At 40.3% G+C, this 17746-nt stretch carries 16 protein-coding genes and 1 tRNA gene; 6 read left to right on the top strand and 11 right to left on the bottom strand.

Translation table 11 applies throughout. From position 1 onward, the window contains the following. The first annotated feature begins 83 nt into the window (after positions 1-83). Positions 84-160 (top strand) — tRNA-Asp (locus ACNAV8_RS03115). An 805-nt stretch (positions 161-965) separates the two neighbouring features. Here the strand turns inward: ACNAV8_RS03115 and nanA are convergent. Genes nanA through ACNAV8_RS03140 form a run of 5 tightly spaced genes read right to left on the bottom strand, consistent with a single transcriptional unit; the run spans position 966 to position 4836 of the window. Further along, on the bottom strand, positions 966-1847 hold the full coding sequence (nanA, locus tag ACNAV8_RS03120; RefSeq protein ID WP_103853348.1) for an N-acetylneuraminate lyase: 882 nt from the start codon (positions 1845-1847) through the stop codon (positions 966-968). Positions 1848-1866: 19 nt separating this feature from the next. Then, positions 1867-2736, bottom strand: coding sequence for a MurR/RpiR family transcriptional regulator (locus ACNAV8_RS03125; protein WP_415777198.1), 870 nt, complete (start codon positions 2734-2736; stop codon positions 1867-1869). A gap of 21 nt (positions 2737-2757) precedes the next feature. Beyond that, entirely contained in the window at positions 2758-3228 is a 471-nt protein-coding gene (gene nanQ, locus ACNAV8_RS03130) for an N-acetylneuraminate anomerase (RefSeq protein ID WP_103854688.1), read from the bottom strand. 18 nt (positions 3229-3246) lie between these two features. Next, positions 3247-4128, bottom strand: coding sequence for an N-acetylmannosamine kinase (locus tag ACNAV8_RS03135; protein WP_103854689.1), 882 nt, complete (start codon positions 4126-4128; stop codon positions 3247-3249). An 18-nt stretch (positions 4129-4146) separates the two neighbouring features. Beyond that, on the bottom strand, positions 4147-4836 hold the full coding sequence (locus ACNAV8_RS03140; RefSeq protein ID WP_103854690.1) for an N-acetylmannosamine-6-phosphate 2-epimerase: 690 nt from the start codon (positions 4834-4836) through the stop codon (positions 4147-4149). Between the two features lie 346 nt (positions 4837-5182). On the opposite strand from ACNAV8_RS03140, the gene ACNAV8_RS03145 reads away from it, so the two are divergent. The 5 genes from ACNAV8_RS03145 (at position 5183) to ispD (ending at position 10831) form a co-directional block, all read left to right on the top strand. Next, complete coding sequence (locus ACNAV8_RS03145; protein WP_415777199.1) at positions 5183-7030, top strand: TRAP transporter large permease subunit; 1848 nt, start codon at positions 5183-5185, stop codon at positions 7028-7030. 374 nt (positions 7031-7404) lie between these two features. Continuing rightward, on the top strand, positions 7405-8388 hold the full coding sequence (locus ACNAV8_RS03150) for a sialic acid TRAP transporter substrate-binding protein SiaP (RefSeq protein ID WP_130231557.1): 984 nt from the start codon (positions 7405-7407) through the stop codon (positions 8386-8388). Between the two features lie 53 nt (positions 8389-8441). Continuing rightward, positions 8442-9587, top strand: a complete 1146-nt coding sequence (locus ACNAV8_RS03155) for an N-acetylneuraminate epimerase (protein ID WP_415777200.1) — start codon at positions 8442-8444, stop codon at positions 9585-9587. Positions 9588-9844: 257 nt separating this feature from the next. After that, positions 9845-10123 carry a cell division protein FtsB gene (ftsB, locus tag ACNAV8_RS03160; protein WP_103853356.1) on the top strand — a complete coding sequence of 93 codons (279 nt, stop codon included), beginning with the start codon at positions 9845-9847 and terminating at the stop codon, positions 10121-10123. 12 nt (positions 10124-10135) lie between these two features. Continuing rightward, positions 10136-10831, top strand: coding sequence for a 2-C-methyl-D-erythritol 4-phosphate cytidylyltransferase (gene ispD, locus ACNAV8_RS03165; protein WP_103854691.1), 696 nt, complete (start codon positions 10136-10138; stop codon positions 10829-10831). Positions 10832-10954: 123 nt separating this feature from the next. Here the strand turns inward: ispD and ACNAV8_RS03170 are convergent, their stop codons facing one another. From ACNAV8_RS03170 to citC, 6 genes are read right to left on the bottom strand one after another with little or no spacing between them, the layout of a single operon-like run. Next, positions 10955-12388, bottom strand: a complete 1434-nt coding sequence (locus tag ACNAV8_RS03170; RefSeq protein WP_103854692.1) for an anion permease — start codon at positions 12386-12388, stop codon at positions 10955-10957. A 10-nt stretch (positions 12389-12398) separates the two neighbouring features. Then, on the bottom strand, positions 12399-13790 hold the full coding sequence (gene citG, locus ACNAV8_RS03175) for a triphosphoribosyl-dephospho-CoA synthase CitG (protein ID WP_410683288.1): 1392 nt from the start codon (positions 13788-13790) through the stop codon (positions 12399-12401). Further along, positions 13790-15265: a citrate lyase subunit alpha gene (citF, locus tag ACNAV8_RS03180; RefSeq protein ID WP_410683476.1), complete on the bottom strand. Its 1476-nt coding sequence runs from the start codon at positions 15263-15265 to the stop codon at positions 13790-13792. The genes citG and citF overlap by 1 nt, the downstream gene beginning before the upstream one ends. A 50-nt stretch (positions 15266-15315) precedes the next feature. Next, a complete protein-coding gene (citE, locus tag ACNAV8_RS03185) occupies positions 15316-16194 on the bottom strand; it encodes a citrate (pro-3S)-lyase subunit beta (protein WP_165381773.1) in 879 nt (292 codons plus the stop codon). Further along, positions 16191-16478 carry a citrate lyase acyl carrier protein gene (citD, locus tag ACNAV8_RS03190; RefSeq protein WP_103854695.1) on the bottom strand — a complete coding sequence of 96 codons (288 nt, stop codon included), beginning with the start codon at positions 16476-16478 and terminating at the stop codon, positions 16191-16193. The genes citE and citD overlap by 4 nt, the downstream gene beginning before the upstream one ends. A 39-nt stretch (positions 16479-16517) precedes the next feature. Next, positions 16518-17555 (bottom strand): [citrate (pro-3S)-lyase] ligase, encoded by a 1038-nt coding sequence (gene citC, locus ACNAV8_RS03195; protein ID WP_415777201.1) that lies wholly within the window; start codon positions 17553-17555, stop codon positions 16518-16520. Positions 17556-17746: the final 191 nt, after the last annotated feature.

The raw sequence follows: 17746 nt of genomic DNA on the forward strand, positions 1-17746 counted from the left end.
CATTGATTAATCAGTTAAACAGCGGGGTATAAAAATTGCTTGACGAACTTTTCGTTCACTATTATTATGCCTCTCGCTAACGCGGAGTGGTAGTTCAGCTGGTTAGAATACCTGCCTGTCACGCAGGGGGTCGCGGGTTCGAGTCCCGTCCGTTCCGCCAATCTTTTTATATCTTAAAAATGCTCCTACAATTCAAAGTTCTGTTCCAGCATATCAAGTCCAAGTAACTAAAATAAATGGCATAGCTAAATGGCTCTTACCAAAGTATATTTATTCACAGATTCAATGGTAGTTTTTACCCTGAGAAAATGAAATTTTCAATGTCTAAATCTACCTATTTTTTACACATGAAAAGATAATTTTGATAGCCTTTCAAACTTGCATAGACACCTCGAACATAATGATGTTTATAAGGATAATAGCCTTTCAGAACGTTCCTCTAAAAAGGGGTTATATGCTAAATACCAGTAATGTAAGCGCCGATAAAAATGGTATCAATAAGTAAATGACAGGTTTTAATGTGGATTTTAGGACTTTATCAATGTGCCTTTGAATGGTTCTAATAGAATATTGATGAACCTCAGCAAGTTGTTGGTATGTTTGGCTTCTTAACAGTATATTCATATTAAATTTGAATAGAATTTGGTCGTTTGGAGAGAGAGAAGCTCTTATGATAATGCGCACATTACAGTACCGAACGCCATTTTTCTCGCCCTTTTTTTGAATGCTTGAACTTAGCAAAAAATGCATTTTTTAGGTTCATATTTCAAAAAAGTGACCTAAAGCCTTATACTATAAGGCTCTAAACATCTTTTTACCAATACTTTTGTCTATCATGTCCAAAAATTTGCACCGCACTTTGTTTTGTACGAGTGGGGAAAACACATAAGAAAAAAGGCTAGAAACTCTAGCCAAAAATTATTGATGACTAAGAAAGAGCGGAAATTTTCCGCTCTTTTTTCTTGTTATGATAAAAACTTCGCTTTGAGCTCTTTTGCCACGGCAATTTGTTGTGCGGTGGCTTTGGCGGTCATTGGCTCGCGGCAGTAGCCTGCGTCCACGCCTTCAAGTTTAAGCAATTCTTTAATGGTGAGATACAAGCCGTTTGCCAAAATGCCTTCGATGAGATCATTGGTAACGTGCTGAATTTCGCGGGCTTCAGCGAGTTTTCCTGCTTGGGTAAGTTCAAAAATTTGTCTTGCACGGATACCATTAACGTTGAACGTACTGCCAATCGCACCGTCCACGCCAAGGGCAGCGGCTGGTAGCATCATTTCATCAAAGCCTGCCCACACAAGATGATCTGGGTAAGCTTTTTTCAAGCGTTCTAACAAATAGAAATCGCCTGCGGTGAATTTTACGCCTAACACTTTCGGGTTTTTGTAAAGCTCACCGAATTGTTCCACGCCAATATTCACACCGGTTAAGAATGGAATGGAATAGACGATCATATTATTGCCTGTTTCGGCAATAATGGTGTCGTAATAATGTTTGATTTCTGCAAAGCTAAATTTGTAGTAGAACGGGGTTACCGCTGAAAGGCTGTCGTAACCAAGTTCCGTGGCGTATTTCCCTAATTCCACGGCTTCGTGTAAATTTACGCTACCCACTTGCGCAATCAATGCTACTTGGTCTTTTGCTTCGTCTTTGGCGATACGGAAAATTTCTTTTTTCTCCGCAGTGGAAATCATAAAGTTTTCCCCTGTGCTGCCGCCCACATACAAGCCGTCCACTTTCATTTTATCAATGTTGTAGCGAATAATTTCACGCAATCCTTTTTCATTGATTGAGCCGTCTTCGTTGTAAGATACAAGCAAGGCGCTAAAAATGCCTTTTAAGTTTTTCATTGGTTTCTCCTAAACTAATTTATTTGATCCGCTGTTCTAAAATCACATTCACGGTTTTTTGCTTCATTTCTGTTGCATTTTCTTCTTCGGCTTGCACGATCAAGGCATAAATTAAATCTAACACAAAGAGCTGTGCAATTTTTGTTCCGATAGAATCTCCTTGTAGTTGCCCCTGTCTATGTCCATTGATGAGAACATAATCGGCAACCTGTGTAATGGGCGAACGTAAATTGTGGGTTAATGCCACCGTTGTTGCCCCATTTTTCTTGGCAATATTTAAAGATTGCGTGGTTTCTTTAGAATAACCTGAGTGACTAATGCCAATCACCACGTCATCTTTATTCATCAACGCAGCTTGCATATACATAAAATGGTTGTTGCTAATAGCGTCCACCTGTAATCCAATACGCATTAATTTGTGTTTTGTATCTTCTGCGGTAATGCCTGATGAGCCCACGCCAAAAAGAAACACGCGTTTTGCCTGACGCATTGCCAGCACCACTTGTTCAAGCTGTTTTGCATCAAGCAAATTAATGGTTTCTTTAATCACATTATTGATGGAATTATGCAGTTTTTCTGCGATGTTTTGCGTATCATCATTTTTGGTAATGTCGCTTTCTAACAAAGAATTTGGCTGTTTTTCTTTGGTTGCCAATTCAATGGAAAGCTGCAATTTGAAATCGGTAAACCCTTTAAACCCGAGAGTTCGGCAAAAGCGAATAAAAGTCGCCTCCCCCACATCAAACTGCTGTGAAATTTCCGCCAATGAAAATTGGCTTAACAAATGTGGAGAAGATAAGATCGTAGTCGCAATTTTCTTCTCCGTTTTTGTCAGGCTGTTATACAACGCCCCGATGGTATCCAGAATATTCCCGCTTGTTGCAACCATAAAACTTCCCCCTGTGTTTGTTTAACTCACTAACTCCACTGGCACTTTTACCACTAATTTTTTGATAAATTCTGGCGCTTCCCCAGCCACACAGCCCGGTTTATGAGGCTCATAAGGGAAAAACACGGCAAACATTTTCGGCGTTAAACGCACCGCACTTTTGTTTGGAATCTCTGGCGTGAGCTGATAATCATCTACTTCGTTGTATTCATTATAAGTGCTGAGATTAGGCTCATTTACGCCATATTCAATCACTTCATTGCCGCTAATAAGCAGTTGAACATCAATGTATTTATGGTGAAGTTCTGCTTGTTTGCTGTCGCTTGGTGCGGTGTCAAACTCCATCACATTCATATAAATTTGATCGGTGAGATCGTGGCGTCCAACGGTTAATTTGGTGAGATCCATTCTTCTTAATTGATGACAAATTTCTGCCAGCACCATTGGTAAACCTCTGGCAAAGTCATCACGGGTTAAATCGCCTACAATCATTTTGTACTCCTTTGATTTTTATTGTTTTACTAATTGTTGTTCTAGCCAATAAGCCGCACCTAATAAGCCTGCATCAGCGCCAGATTGAGCGGCTTCAACAGGGCATTGATAAAACGTGGGCATTGTCTGTAAATATTGTTGTACTAAAGGTAAATATCCTCGCGCCAAGCCCACACTACCGCCTAACACCACTTTTTGAATATCTAAGCTAATCACCATATCGGCAATTAAATTGGCAATGGCTTGCGCAGAACGTTGCACAAGTGCGGTGGCTTTTTCGTCATTTTTTCTAAAGCGTTCAAACACTTCTTTGGGTGAACAAGGTTCCGCCCATTGTGAAGACACCGCTTCAATGGCGCGTCCTGATGCAATGGCTTCCACACAACCTTTGCGTCCACAACCACACATTGGCCCATTGGGATCAGCAAGGGTATGCCCAATATGTCCAGCAATGCCGTTCTCGCCTGTGGTTAATTCACCATTTAAAATAATTCCACCACCCACGCCTGTGGATACGGTAATAAATAAGAAATTTTGCACCGCACTTTGATCTTGTGCTTGATATTCCGCACAGACCGCAGCTTGCACGTCATTGAGTAAGCCAATGGGCTTATCGGTGTAACGCGCAATACACGCTTTCAGTGGAAAATTGGCAAGTCCGCCCAAATTTTTCGGATTTAATGCGGTTAGCACGCCACGATTAATAATCCCTGTGGACGCCACGGCCACCGCATCAAACTGCCCTGCATAGCCTGTAACTAACGTTTTTAACGCCTGCTCCATTCCTTGTGCAGACTGATCTTGCGGGGTGCTAATTTGCTGGCGTTGTGAAATCACGCCATTTTCCACCAATGCGGCAGCAATTTTTGTGCCACCAATATCTAATGCTAAACAACGCATACGCCGTCCTTGTTTTAGTTATGATTTTGCTGATTTCACCGAACTGGCAAACCAGCTCACAATATGTTCTAAGCGAGTGAGCGCCGATCCCACGGTAACCACATCTGCGCCAATTTCAATGGCTTTTTTCGCCAGTTCTGGCGTGTTGTAACGCCCTTCCGCCATCACATAACAGCCTGCGGCTTTGAGATCTTTCACTAGCTGATAATCAGGCTCATCAGGCACTTCGCCGCCGGTGTAGCCCGACATTGTGCTGCCCACAATATCAAAGCCAAGTTTTTGGCAATACAGCCCTTCTTCCAAATTTGAGCAGTCTGCCATCGCCAAACAGCCTAATTCTTTGATTTTTTTCACCGCACTTTCAAGGGATACAGGGCGCGTGCGCAACGTGCCGTCCACGGCAATAATGTCTGCGCCCGCCGCTGCTAAATCTTCAATATCCTGCAAAAACGGCGTAATGCGCACAGGGCTATCTGGCAAATCACGTTTTACAATCCCAATAATGGGCTTATCCACCACAGGGCGAGTGGCTTTTAAGTTTTCGACTCCTTCAATTCGCAATCCAGCCGCGCCTCCTTGCACTGAGGCTTGTGCCATTGCCGCCACGATTTCAGGCTTATCCATCGGACCGTCATCAACAGGTTGGCAAGAGGCAATAAGCCCGTAACGAATCTGGTTTAGCACATCTTGATGTGACAATTTTGACATATAAACTCCAAGATATTTTTAAGAAAGGAAGTTAATTTTCGCTGGGTGCTAGGATAGACCTCTGAAAATAAAATACAAGAAAAATAGTTTAAAAGTGAGATCTAGATCATAAATTGGAGTAAAATTTCATAAAACAATTTGAAAAAACTCCACTAGACTTGTATTTTAAAAGGGAAATACGTTTTTTGCTGAAAATGCGGTTTCTCTCCTCTCAAACAAAAATTAGGATTTTCTTGAAATATTACTTCATTAAAATTTGAGAATGAAAGCATTACAAGGCAAATCTGTTTCGCATTTCATTATAGATAAATATCGCACTATTTAGTTGAACATCTTTGGAGTTCCTATGAAATATTTCAATAAATTAGAAGAATGGGTGGGTGGCGTTTTATTCCTCGTCATTTTTATCATTCTTCTTGCCCAAATCATCGCTCGCCAAGTTTTTGATTCTCCGTTTATCTGGAGTGAAGAGCTGGCTCGCTTACTCTTTGTTTATGTCGCTATGTTTGGCATTAGTATGGCAACGCGTTCGCAACAACACGTTTACATCGACTTTCTCACCAATTTAATGCCTGAGAAGATGCGAAAAGCCATCAACTCTTTTGTTCAACTGATTATCTTTGCTTGTATTTTCTTGTTTATCTATTTAGGTTTCAAAGTCTTTTTAGATGCCAGTTTTGAAATTGTGTCCTTACAGATTTCGGAAAAATGGCTTTATGCGCCTCTGCCATTCATTTCAATTTTAGTGTTTGTTCGCTTTCTGCAAGCGCAAAGTGAAAATTACAAAAATCAATTGAGCTATTTGCCAGCCACTTTCTACATTATTTTCGCGTTGCTTCTGTTTGCAATTTTGATGACTCACCCAGAATGGTTCAAAGCCTTGCGCATTAGCAACTACATCAAACTTGGCAGCAATGCAGTGTATGTATGCTTAATTGTGTGGCTTGTGATTATGTTCCTTGGCACACCTGTGGGCTGGTCACTGTTTATTGTTACCATTTTATATTTCGCAATGACTCGCTGGAATGTGGTCAATTCTGCCTCATCAAAATTAGTTGATAGCCTAAACAGCTTCCCACTGCTTTCCGTGCCGTTCTTTATCCTAACGGGGATTTTGATGAACACAGGCGGCATAACTGAGCGAATTTTCAACTTCGCCAAAGCCTTGTTAGGCCATTATTCTGGCGGTATGGGACACGTTAATATCGGCGCAAGTTTGATTTTCTCTGGAATGTCGGGTTCAGCACTAGCAGACGCTGGTGGCTTAGGTCAGCTTGAAATTAAAGCGATGCGTGATGCAGGTTATGATGATGATATTTGCGGTGGGATCACGGCGGCATCTTGTATTATTGGCCCCCTTGTGCCACCAAGTATTGCGATGATTATTTATGGTGTGATCGCCAATGAATCTATCGCAAAACTCTTTGTCGCAGGCTTTGTACCCGGGGTTTTACTCACGATCGCATTAATGGCGATGAACTATGCCATTGCGAAAAAACGTCATTATCCAAGAACCCCTAAAGCCTCATTACAACAACGTTGTGAAGCATTTAAAAAAGCCATTTGGGCAATCCTCACCCCAATTTTAATTATTGGCGGCATTTTCTCAGGCTTGTTCACCCCAACTGAAGCCGCCGTGATCGCCGCTGCCTACTCCATTATTATTGGAATGTTTGTGTACCGCGAACTCACGCTCAAAATGGTATTCAAAAGCTGTGTGGAAGCAATGGCAATTACTGGGGTAACCGCTTTAATGGTGATGACGGTAACCTTCTTCGGCGATATGATCGCGCGTGAGCAAGTGGCAATGCGCATTGCCGATCTCTTTATGGCGGTGGCAGATACCCCAACAATGGTGCTCATTATGATCAACTTGCTACTCTTATTCTTAGGAATGTTTATTGATGCCCTTGCACTACAATTCTTAGTGCTACCAATGTTAATTCCTATTGCGGTGCATTTCGGTATTGATCTGGTCTTCTTTGGCGTGATGACCACATTAAATATGATGGTGGGCATTTTAACACCGCCAATGGGAATGGCATTGTTCGTGGTAGCCCGTGTGGGAAATATGCCAGTGAGTACGGTAACCAAAGGGGTGCTACCATTCTTAATCCCTGTGTTTACCACCTTGGTGCTTATCACCATCTTCCCACAAATTATTACCTTTATACCAAATCTCTTAATGCCATAAGAGAAAAGCAAAAACAAAGTGCGGGTGAAAATTCACCCGCTTTTTTAATAGCAAAAATTCTGCAAAAAAGCACCGCACTTTGATTTTTAGAAAAATCCTTTTTGCAAAAAATGGAGTATCATTTCATATCAAAAAATGCTTAATGCGTTTAAAACCAAGTGATTTCAAGAAAAAATGCGTTTAAAAGTTTTTTCAACCTTTTTTCAATTTTGTGATATAGCTCTCAGTAATGAAATATTACTTCATTTATTATATAGCCATTAGGACATTTCCTCCGTTATTTGGCGTTGTCGTATCCCCAAAGAGAAATATGCCCTAACCATTTAGATTGAAATGTTCTGTTCACTCTGCAAATCAATGAAAGGAGAATTGCAATGAAATTAAACAAACTTGCTCTTGCTACATTATGTTTAGGTCTATCTAGCTCGGTGTTTGCCGCAGACTATAACTTAAAATTTGGTATGGTTGCTGGTACAAGCTCCAATGAATACAAAGCCGTTGAGTTCTTCGCAAAAGAAGTGAAAGACAAATCTCAAGGTAAAATTGAAGTTGCAATTTTCCCAAGCGCTCAACTTGGTGATGACCGCGTAATGTTAAAACAACTTAAAGATGGTGCATTAGACTTCACCCTTGCAGAATCTGCCCGTTTCCAAATTTTCTATCCTGAAGCGGAAGTGTTTGCACTGCCTTATATGTTGAAAAATTTTGATGTGGCAAAAAAAGCCGTGTTAGAAACAAACTTTGGTAAAAACTTATTCGCTAAAATCAATAAAGAGTTAGGCGTGAGCGTGCTTTCTATCGGTTATAACGGGACTCGTCAAACCACGTCAAACCGTCCAATTAACAGCATTGCGGATATGAAAGGCTTGAAACTTCGTGTGCCAAATGCGGCGACTAACCTTGCTTTCGCGAAATATGTAGGCGCAACCCCAACACCAATGGCGTTTTCTGAAGTGTATCTTGCGTTACAAACCAATGCGGTAGATGGCCAAGAAAACCCATTACCAACCATTCAAGCGCAAAAATTCTATGAAGTACAAAAATACTTAGCATTAACCAACCACATTTTAAATGACCAACTTTACGTTATCAGTAATGAAACCCTTGATGAGTTACCAGATGATTTGAAAGCTGTGGTGAAAGAAGCCGCACTTAAAGCCGCAGATTATCACACAAAATTATTTGTGGACGGTGAAAATGAATTAATCGCTTTCTTCCAAGAAAAAGGCGTAACCGTAACAAAACCTGATCTTGCACCGTTCAAAGCGGCATTACAACCATACTACGATGAATACTTGAAAAAGAATGGTGAAGTTGGAAAACAAGCTGTAGAAGAAATCTCTGAGTTAGCTAAATAAGCGGTTTGCTTGCTCAATCTATTAAGCAATAACCTTAACGACAAGAGGTCAATATGAAAAAAACAGCATTACACAGTGCATTATTTGCTGCCATTGCAATGACAGCATTTGCTGCACAAGCAAGCCAATATCCTGATCTGCCTGTAGGGATTAAAAGCGGAACAGGGGCATTAATTGGCGATACCGTTTATGTAGGTTTAGGAACGGGTGGAGATAAATTTTATTCTCTTAATTTAAAAGAGAAAGACGCTAAATGGCAAGAACTGCCAGCTTTCCCAGGTGGAAAACGTAATCAGCCTGTTTCTGCTGGCGTAGATGGTAAGCTCTATGTGTTTGGCGGTTTCCAAGATACTGATGTGGCGAAAAATCAAGTGATTAATGATGCTTATCGCTATGATCCAGAAACAAACTCTTGGACAAAATTGCAAACTCGCTCACCACGTTCAGCTGTGGGCGCAAGTGTGGCAGAAACGAACGGTAAAATTTATTTTGTAGGCGGAATTAACCAAGAAATTTGGAACGGACTTTTCCAAGACATCGCAGCCGCTGGTGGCGATAAAGACAAAGAAAAAGCCATTTTTGATCCTTATTTCAATTTACGCGTACAGGATTTCTTCTTCTCACCAGAAATTGTCAGCTATGAGCCAGCCACCAATACTTGGCGTAACGAAGGCATTTTCCCATACTCAGGACGAGCAGGGGCAGCTGTGGCAATTAAGGATAACAAACTTCTTGTTGTAAACGGAGAAGTAAAAGCAGGATTGCGAACCCAAACCACGGAACTTGGTACAATCGGTAAAAATGGAGTTACTTGGAAAAAATTAGGTGATTTACCAACACCGAAAGGGCAAAAACAACAAGAAGGTATTGCAGGCGCAATGGGGGGCTACACCTACGGTAACTATATCGTAACCGGTGGGGCAAACTTCCCGGGCGCACGAGCAAATTATCAAAATGGTATCACCGATGCACATCGCACTGGTGGGTTGAAAAAAACTTGGCATAGTGATATTTACGCACTCAATGCCAAGAAAGGCACTTGGAAAATCATTGGTAACTTACCAGAGCCGATTGGTTATGGGGTAAGTGTCAGCTATGATAACAAAGTGCTATTAATCGGTGGTGAAGGTCAAGGAGGAAAAGCGCTCACCGCAGTTCAAACAATGAGTTATGACGGAAAAAAACTGGTTGTTGAATAAAACATACCGATAAACATAATCTAAAGCCTCGTCTGACGAGGCTTTTTTCATAAAAATTTGCCAAAATTACACCGCACTTAAAAATATCCATTTATAGTCGTTTAAGTTCAAAATAAGACAAGGCAACAAGCCGCAGACAGTACAACTAGTACGGCAAGGCGAAGTAACACAGTATTATTTTGAAATCAAACGACTATACTACAAATGTTACTCATTTCAAGGTAAACTATCGCTACGTTCAATTGACGAGAAAATTTATGCGTTTATTAATTTTTATTTTGGCGGGTTTTGCCTTACTTTTTCAATACAATTTTTGGTTCGGCAAAAACGGTTATTTAGATTACAAAAACACCGAAAAAGAAATCACCCTTCGCCAACAAGAAAATGAAAAACTTTCCCAGCGTAATCAAGTGATTGCGGCAGAAATTAAAGATCTCAAAGAAGGGGTGGACGCCATTGAAGAGCGCGCCAGATTACAACACGAAATGGTAAAAAATAACGAAACTTTTTATCGCATAGTGAAAGAACATAAGTAAAGAGCATCAATAATGAAACATTCGCCCCGTGAAATTATTGCCGTTGTCCCAGCAGCGGGTATTGGTAGCCGTATGCAAGCGGATAAACCGAAACAATATTTAAAAATTCAGGGAAAAACCATTCTTGAGCATACCCTTGAAGTGCTAATTCACTACCCTGCCATTAGCCAAATTATTGTGGCGGTAACCTCCAGCGATCCTTATTTAGCAGAAATCAACTTACTCAATCATTCAAAAATTCAGCTTGTTGAAGGGGGAAAAACACGAGCGGAATCTGTGCTAAACGGCTTACAACAAATTAAAAACAACGCGAACACTTGGGTTATGGTACACGATGCCGCACGTCCTTGTCTGACTCATCAAGATCTCGATAAATTATTACAAATCAACGACATCAACGGAGCAATTTTAGCCATTCCAGCCGTGGACACCATAAAACGCACAAATTCAAGCTTACAAATTCAACAAACAGAAGATCGCTCACAACTTTGGCTTGCTCAAACGCCCCAATTTTTCCCCGCTCAAACACTAAAACACGCCTTACAACAAGCCCTAGCCAACAATTTCACCATCACAGATGAAGCCTCTGCTATGGAGTTAATGGGCTTCCACCCTCATCTTGTGGCAGGCAGAAGTGATAATCTCAAAATCACCCGCCCTGAAGATCTTGCCCTAGCGGAATTTTATCTTTCTCGGCTACCCACCTGACATAACACTTTTTATTGTATGAGAAATGCAATATTGCAATGGTAAGTGAAATAACTAAAAAGGTTTGGCTATTATTAATGCCAAACCTTTCGATGAGATAATCTTTAATGCGTTACGACGCAATTATAGCCAACCTAGATTTAACAAGAAATTCCACCAAGCGACCCCAATAGTACAATGAATGATTAGGCTTCCGAAGGCGACAATAGCACCAGCGATCCACCAAGATTTAATATCATTATAACCTGCACCAAAGGTAATTGGCCCCGGTCCTCCACCATAGTGAGTAACGCTGCCACCATAAGCATTCGCAAAGAGTAAACCAATGGTTAATAGCTCAACAGGAGCCCCCGCTACTTTACCAACGGTTGCAAATACGGGAACCATGGCTGCAACATAAGCGCCACCAGAAGCGAAAAGATAACGAACTGCCACACTAGTAAATAAAATAACAACAAGAGCTAATGTACTATTATCACCAAAATTAAGATATTGTTCGAAAACATTCGCTAACCATTTGAAAAAGCCTGCTTTATCAAGAATCGTTGACATACCAATAATGCCACCATACCAAATTAAGGTATTCCAACCTGCTTTATTTTTAAGAATGTCGTCCCAAGAAACAATGCTTAATACAACACATAGCACCATAACACTTAACGCGACGGTAGTTGCATTCACTCCAAGGGTATCGGCAAAAATCCAACAGAGTAACGCTAACACAAATAAAATTGCTAATGCCTTTTCTCTGAAGCTCATTGGTCCTAGTTCTACTAATCCTTTTTCAGCAATCGCTTTATTGTCCACTTGCTTTAATTCTGGTGGGGCGGTGAAATAACAAACTAAAGGAATTAAAAATAAACATAGCAATCCAGGAATAGAAGCGGCTAAGAACCATTGCAGCCAATCCATTTTAAAACCTAAAATCGGTGCCATCAAAGAAAGGGCTAACGCATTTGGAGCCATTGCTGTTAAGAAGATATAACTTGTTGATTTTACAACCATATATACATTCATTAAGAGGAAACGCCCCGCTCGTTTTGGACTTTCATTAGGTGTGGATCCTAGAGCAACAGCCACACTATTAATAATCGGGAAAATAATTCCTCCAGCTCGAGCCGTATTTGATGGTGTTGCCGGTGAAAGTAATAAATCCAGAAACATAGTAACGTAGCCTAAACGCAATGTGGTGTTTCCTAACCAGCCAATAAGATGATAAGCAATGCGTTTTCCTAACCCCGTGATAACAAAAGCTGAACTTAATGTAAAGGCGGTAAAAATCAACCAAGTCGTACCTGATTGATAACCACTCAATGCTTGAGAAACCTTAACGAGTTTACTTGCACCTTCTGTATTTCCAATCACGATTGATGAAAGAGCTACCGCCGCTAACAAAATAACAGGTTCGCCATAAGGCTTTAGCACAAGCCCAACAATCGTTGCGAGATAAATACCAAATAATCGCCACGCAATTAAAGACAATCCGTCAGGGGCTGGTAAAATCCAAACCAGAATAGGAATGGCAGCCAATATTAATGTTTTATGAAGTTTTGTCATAATTTCCTCATTAATTAAAAAAAATAAAAAAGAAATAGGTCAGAGCAAGTAAATCAGCACAGCCACCTGCACTAATATTTTTTTCAACACATTCTTGATTGAAAGACGTTAATTCACGCACTAATCGTTCAGGGTACAGAGATAAATATGAAAGCGTTTGTTTAGCTCGGTCTTGAAACCAAGCAAGCCCTTCTATTCCACCACGATGAATAACATTACTATCCTGATTATTGGCAAATAACATTAATAATGTTTTCAATAACGCTTGATTTAAAGGAATGTGTTGATTTAACTGCTGTTGAAGATAAGGAAGAGAGCAATCACGAACAAGAGGAAAACCTAATTCCGCTTCTCCCCTTGCACCTTTTATACCATAACGTTGAAAAATTCTTACTCCAGCGGTAAGCTCATCACTTTCATTGAGTTCTTGACTAATTCCACAACAAAAGTCGGCCACTGTTGTGCAAATTTGAGTACTATTCATAGCTTGCTCTAATGTCCAACACCGCCCAATCGCCGCACAAGTTAAGCCAAATGCAAAAATACCACCTTTATGCGTATTCACGCCTTGTGTTGCTTTAAACATAGCTTGTTCTGCCTCTAAGCCTAATTTTCTTAAGTGGGGAAGAACCTGCTGAGGGGGAAACGAAGCAGTGCGACAGCCTAGCCAAACAAACCGCTGCCAATACGATGTTAATGAGTTGATACTTTTAATAAAAGTATGTAAATCCATATCCTGATGGGATCCATTATTATCCCTATCAACAAGCCCTGGTTTTGGTGTCAAATTTGCTTCTTTCCATAAGGCTCGTCTTACTTTTTTGGCAGTAAAAAGACCTAATTGATGCTGTGCCACACGTTGGAACATAGCGTGTTGCAATTCAGATAAGGAATGTTGTCTGCTTCTTGCACAAGATTTAGCATTCTCTCCGCAAATCAAGCAATCACGCGGTGGATAACCTAAATCATTACGAGCGATCAGATCGCCATTGGAATTAAAAATGTCAAAGTCCCATAATCGCCCAATGGGTGAAGTTTCTTCTAAAATGATCGTTTCTTGCTTTAAACGTTGAGCATCAATAGGTAAAACAAAAAAGGCTTCATCCCCACTTTCTATGCTACGAATAATAGATTTAGTCGGCTTTACATTAAGTTGTTTAAACAAGCTATTTAATCTACGCAATGCCTGTTTAAATACATAACTTAATAATAGATTACGCTTTACCGCACCAGGTGCTATCACCGTTACACTGAGTAATGTTTGGCGATACTGCTGGCACAATTCACGCTGTAATCTCGCACGTTGCTCTTTTCCATCAAGCAAAGCCATCAATGAAACAGAATCTCCTTGTTGGCTGAGTGCGTTTGTTAAGTAAGCGTAAAACCGACTAAACCCAGACATTATTCAGCCACCATCTCCGATTTAATTTGATAAACAATATCTATCACCGAACCATCTCGATAGCGAACAACCGCAACGGGCTTTTCGGTAAACTCAAGGGCTTTTGGTTTGCCTGTTAGCTGATAAGCTCTTTCACATAATTGCTCAATCGTAAAGAGCTGAATACCAAGTGCGGTCAATTTTTCGGTTAAATCTGGTCGTTTAGGGTTTACTGCAACACCGTGATCGGTAACCAAAATATCAATATTTTCTCCCGGCGTAACGCAAGTAATCACATTTTCTACAACAGTTGGAATACGACCACGTACGAGCGGGGCTACAATAATTGCCACTTTTGCACAAGCTGCTGTATCGCAATGTCCGCCCGAAGCTCCGCGGATAATCCCATCAGAACCCGTTAAAACATTTACGTTAAATTGAGTGTCAATCTCTAAAGCACTTAAGATCACAATATCAAGACGTTCAACAGAGGCTCCTTTAGATCCAAAATTCGCATATTGATTCGCACTAATTTCAATATGATTTGGATTACGAGCAAGGGAATCAGCGGCATCTTTATCAAAACTTTGTACATCTAACAATGTTTTAATTAATCCCGCTTCGTGTAACGCCACCATACTGGAAGTGATTCCGCCTAAAGCGAAATCGGCACAAATATTTTTCCGCCACATTTTATCTTCTAAGAATCGCGTTACAGCAAGCGACGCACCTCCACTTCCTGTTTGAAGCGAAAAGCCATCTTTAAAATAACCACTGGCGAAAATTACTTCTGCTGTTTTGCGTGCAATAAGAAGTTCGCGTGGATTTTTTGTCATTCTGGTCGCTCCGCCACCAATTTTCTTAGGGTCGCCAACCTGATCAACTTTTACGATCAAATCAACGCGATCTTGGGCGATACTAATAGGATGATGAGGGTAATTTGCAATTTCTTCTGTTAATAGTACAACCTTATCCGCATAATCTGCATCAACACGAGCATAACCCAGTGAACCGCAATTATTTTTTCCACTAAATCCATTTGCATTACCAAAATCATCACAAATCGGTACACCAAGAAAGGCAACATCAATGTGTAATTCACCACTTTGAATAAGATGAACTCGACCACCATGAGAATGAATAACAACAGGCTCTTCCATTAATCCATTAGAAATTTGATCAGCAAGTTCACCGCGTAATCCCGATGTATAAATTTTACGGATCACGCCATTTTTAATATGTTCAATAAGGGGAGAATGAATATCGGTTAAAGAGCTAGAGGCAAGCGTTAGATTTTTAAACCCCATCTCAGCAATCTTGTTCATCACCATATTTACGATATAATCGCCAGCTCGGAAAGCGTGATGAAACGATACCGTCATTCCATCTTGCAATCCACTGCGTGTAATCGCGGTTTCTAAACTATCACATAGCTTACGATCTCGCTGAATTCGTTCTAAGGCGGTTACTTTGGGTTCTTGCTGATAAATAGCCATTGTCTGATGTGAATGGAAATGTCCAATACGTTTTTCTCTATTATTCATAATTATTCCTCACGAATCCCTGATAAAGCTGCTCGCTGTAAAACAAGTTTTGCACGTTCAATAATCGGCGAATCTACCATTTTTCCATTTAACGATACTACGCCCAGCCCTTCTTTTTCGGCTTGTTCTGCCGCACTAATTACCCGTTTTGCAAAATCAACATCTTTCTGTGAAGGAGCATAGAGATTATGAATCAATTCAATTTGGCGTGGGTTAATTAAGGATTTGCCGTCAAAACCAAGCTGTTTAATCAGTGAGGCTTCTCGCAAGAAACCTTCTTCGTCATCAGCATTAGAGAATACCGTATCAAATGCCATAATTCCGGCAGCTCGGGCGGCTTGTAAAATCGTACAACGAGCGAACAATAATTCCACGCCATCAGGTGAGCGCTCTGTTTTCAAATTCCGAACATAATCTTCCGCCCCTAATGCAATTCCAATCAAACGAGATGAGGCTTTTGCGATCTCATTTGCTTGTGTTACCCCTAATGGCGATTCAATCGCCGCTAATAGCTTCGTACTGCCAACAACTCGCCCACACTGCTTTTCAATTTCAGCAATCGCATTATCCATATCAACCACATCTTGAGCAGTATCCGTTTTAGGTAAGCGAACAATATCCACTCCAGCTCTAACTACCGCATTTAAATCATCAAGTCCAAATGCTGAATCTAAGGGGTTTACCCGTACAACTGTTTCTATATCTTGATAAAATGGGTTTTTCAAAGCGTGTGCAACAAGCATTCTTGCACTATCTTTTTCTTTCAACGCGACGGCATCTTCCAAGTCAAACATAATAGCATCGGGCTTATAAATAAAGCTATTACTTAACATTGCCGCGTTAGAACCCGGCACAAACAACATACTACGTCTTAATTTCATAATAACGCCTCCCATTGCACGGCTTCCTCACAGCCACGTAATAATGCCGTTTTCAATCGAGCTTGTAACACACAATCTAAAGCACCTTTATCATCAATAATTAGCTGCACAGCATTAACATCAAGTTGCTTTAAAACAGTATGAATTGTTTCAAGAATTGCCTCACCAAATTGATTTGCCACCGAGCTATGTAATTCAATATCAATGGTTTCACTCGGTGCAACTCTGATCATCACATCACTAGATTCCAATGTTCCAGCGACGGCTGCTTTTGTTATTCGCATAATTGCTCCTTAAAATAATTATTTCATCTCAATAATAAGTTAATCTTGTGTTTGAACTGCCAGTCCTTGCAAAAAACTAAGTGTACTATCAGGCACAAAATGGGACAGTTCTTGCCAATTCTTCTGATCTGCAAGCTTACGAACAGTAGAGGCAGAAATGGCTTGCCCTTGATATGTTTTACGTTCAATTTCAACAACCTTAATTGGTGGTGCAGCCATTTCAGCTTCCTCTAACCAGTAATGCATATTTTGATTATAGGCTGCCGTTAGCTGACAAAAAGGTTCTGTCCCGACAAATCGGTGGGTAATTCCAAGAGTTGGTGCGATATATCGACGGAACAGCTTCAAATCAATTTCCATATAACATTTATCAACTAATCCTTGATCTTTTAGAAAATAAGCTGGGAAGGTCGCACGCGAAATAATGTAACTTGAACTCGGGTGAATAATGGCGGTACGCAAATCGCCAATCCCCTTTTTTAATAAACGCAGGCGATCGGCATAAGCATAGCGGGAAGCATCTTCTTCCACGAGAAAAATATGAACATAATCACATTGCGCCACGGCTTGTTCAATTAAATAGCGATGCCCCAACGTAAAAGGGTTCGCATTCATTACAATAGCCCCGATTTTCTTGCCATTTTTTCTTGAATTACGCAGCTGATTACAATATTTCTGCAAACGCATTTTGCTATTTTCCATAAGGACAAGATAAGGATAAGCCGTCGAAATGGTAAAAAAACCACATTGTGAGAAGAGGGCTTCGTTTTCTGGTTTGGTATAAATGAAAAGACGAGAATAACCAAGTTCATAAGCCAAATTAATCAGTTCTGTGGCTAATTTAAGGGCAAGCCCTGTTCCCCGATATTGTGGGGAAATAGCAACACATTTAATGATATTGTGTGCCACACCGCCACAGGCAATAATTTGATTATCAGATTCTCGATAAAACACGACAAAGCGTAAAATTTGTTGATCCAATTCCAAATCATTATTGGCTAAAAATAAACGGATTTGTTCTATTTTGGCGGTTGAAGAAAAAGAAATTTGTTCACTAAAATAAAGGCATTCAGACATAAAAACTCACAACAACAATCACTCATTTATTTAATGAACTTAAAAAGTTATAAATAAATCTTATTGGGTTAAAGTATAAGGAAGATTTACCTAAAAAGGTATAGATAAAATGAAAAATTTGCTTTATTTAACAAAGCATTAACATTGAAGTTATGGTGTGTTAACAAGCGGTTACATAATGATTACGTCTA

This window comes from Avibacterium endocarditidis, assembly GCF_965138825.1.
Lineage (GTDB): Bacteria > Pseudomonadota > Gammaproteobacteria > Enterobacterales > Pasteurellaceae > Avibacterium > Avibacterium endocarditidis.

Excerpts from the sequence above, each read along its gene's own strand:
- nanQ (WP_103854688.1), bottom strand. The coding sequence starts at position 3,228 with ATGATTGTAGGCGATTTAACCCGTGATGACTTTGCCAGAGGTTTACCA.
- citF (WP_410683476.1), bottom strand. The coding sequence starts at position 15,265 with ATGGCTATTTATCAGCAAGAACCCAAAGTAACCGCCTTAGAACGAATT.
- citE (WP_165381773.1), bottom strand. The coding sequence starts at position 16,194 with ATGAAATTAAGACGTAGTATGTTGTTTGTGCCGGGTTCTAACGCGGCA.
- citG (WP_410683288.1), bottom strand. The coding sequence starts at position 13,790 with ATGTCTGGGTTTAGTCGGTTTTACGCTTACTTAACAAACGCACTCAGC.
- citC (WP_415777201.1), bottom strand. The coding sequence starts at position 17,555 with ATGTCTGAATGCCTTTATTTTAGTGAACAAATTTCTTTTTCTTCAACC.
- ftsB (WP_103853356.1), top strand. The coding sequence starts at position 9,845 with ATGCGTTTATTAATTTTTATTTTGGCGGGTTTTGCCTTACTTTTTCAA.
- ACNAV8_RS03170 (WP_103854692.1), bottom strand. The coding sequence starts at position 12,388 with ATGACAAAACTTCATAAAACATTAATATTGGCTGCCATTCCTATTCTG.
- ACNAV8_RS03150 (WP_130231557.1), top strand. The coding sequence starts at position 7,405 with ATGAAATTAAACAAACTTGCTCTTGCTACATTATGTTTAGGTCTATCT.
- ACNAV8_RS03125 (WP_415777198.1), bottom strand. The coding sequence starts at position 2,736 with ATGGTTGCAACAAGCGGGAATATTCTGGATACCATCGGGGCGTTGTAT.
- ACNAV8_RS03145 (WP_415777199.1), top strand. The coding sequence starts at position 5,183 with ATGAAATATTTCAATAAATTAGAAGAATGGGTGGGTGGCGTTTTATTC.
- ACNAV8_RS03140 (WP_103854690.1), bottom strand. The coding sequence starts at position 4,836 with ATGTCAAAATTGTCACATCAAGATGTGCTAAACCAGATTCGTTACGGG.
- ACNAV8_RS03155 (WP_415777200.1), top strand. The coding sequence starts at position 8,442 with ATGAAAAAAACAGCATTACACAGTGCATTATTTGCTGCCATTGCAATG.
- citD (WP_103854695.1), bottom strand. The coding sequence starts at position 16,478 with ATGCGAATAACAAAAGCAGCCGTCGCTGGAACATTGGAATCTAGTGAT.
- ispD (WP_103854691.1), top strand. The coding sequence starts at position 10,136 with ATGAAACATTCGCCCCGTGAAATTATTGCCGTTGTCCCAGCAGCGGGT.
- nanA (WP_103853348.1), bottom strand. The coding sequence starts at position 1,847 with ATGAAAAACTTAAAAGGCATTTTTAGCGCCTTGCTTGTATCTTACAAC.
- ACNAV8_RS03135 (WP_103854689.1), bottom strand. The coding sequence starts at position 4,128 with ATGCGTTGTTTAGCATTAGATATTGGTGGCACAAAAATTGCTGCCGCA.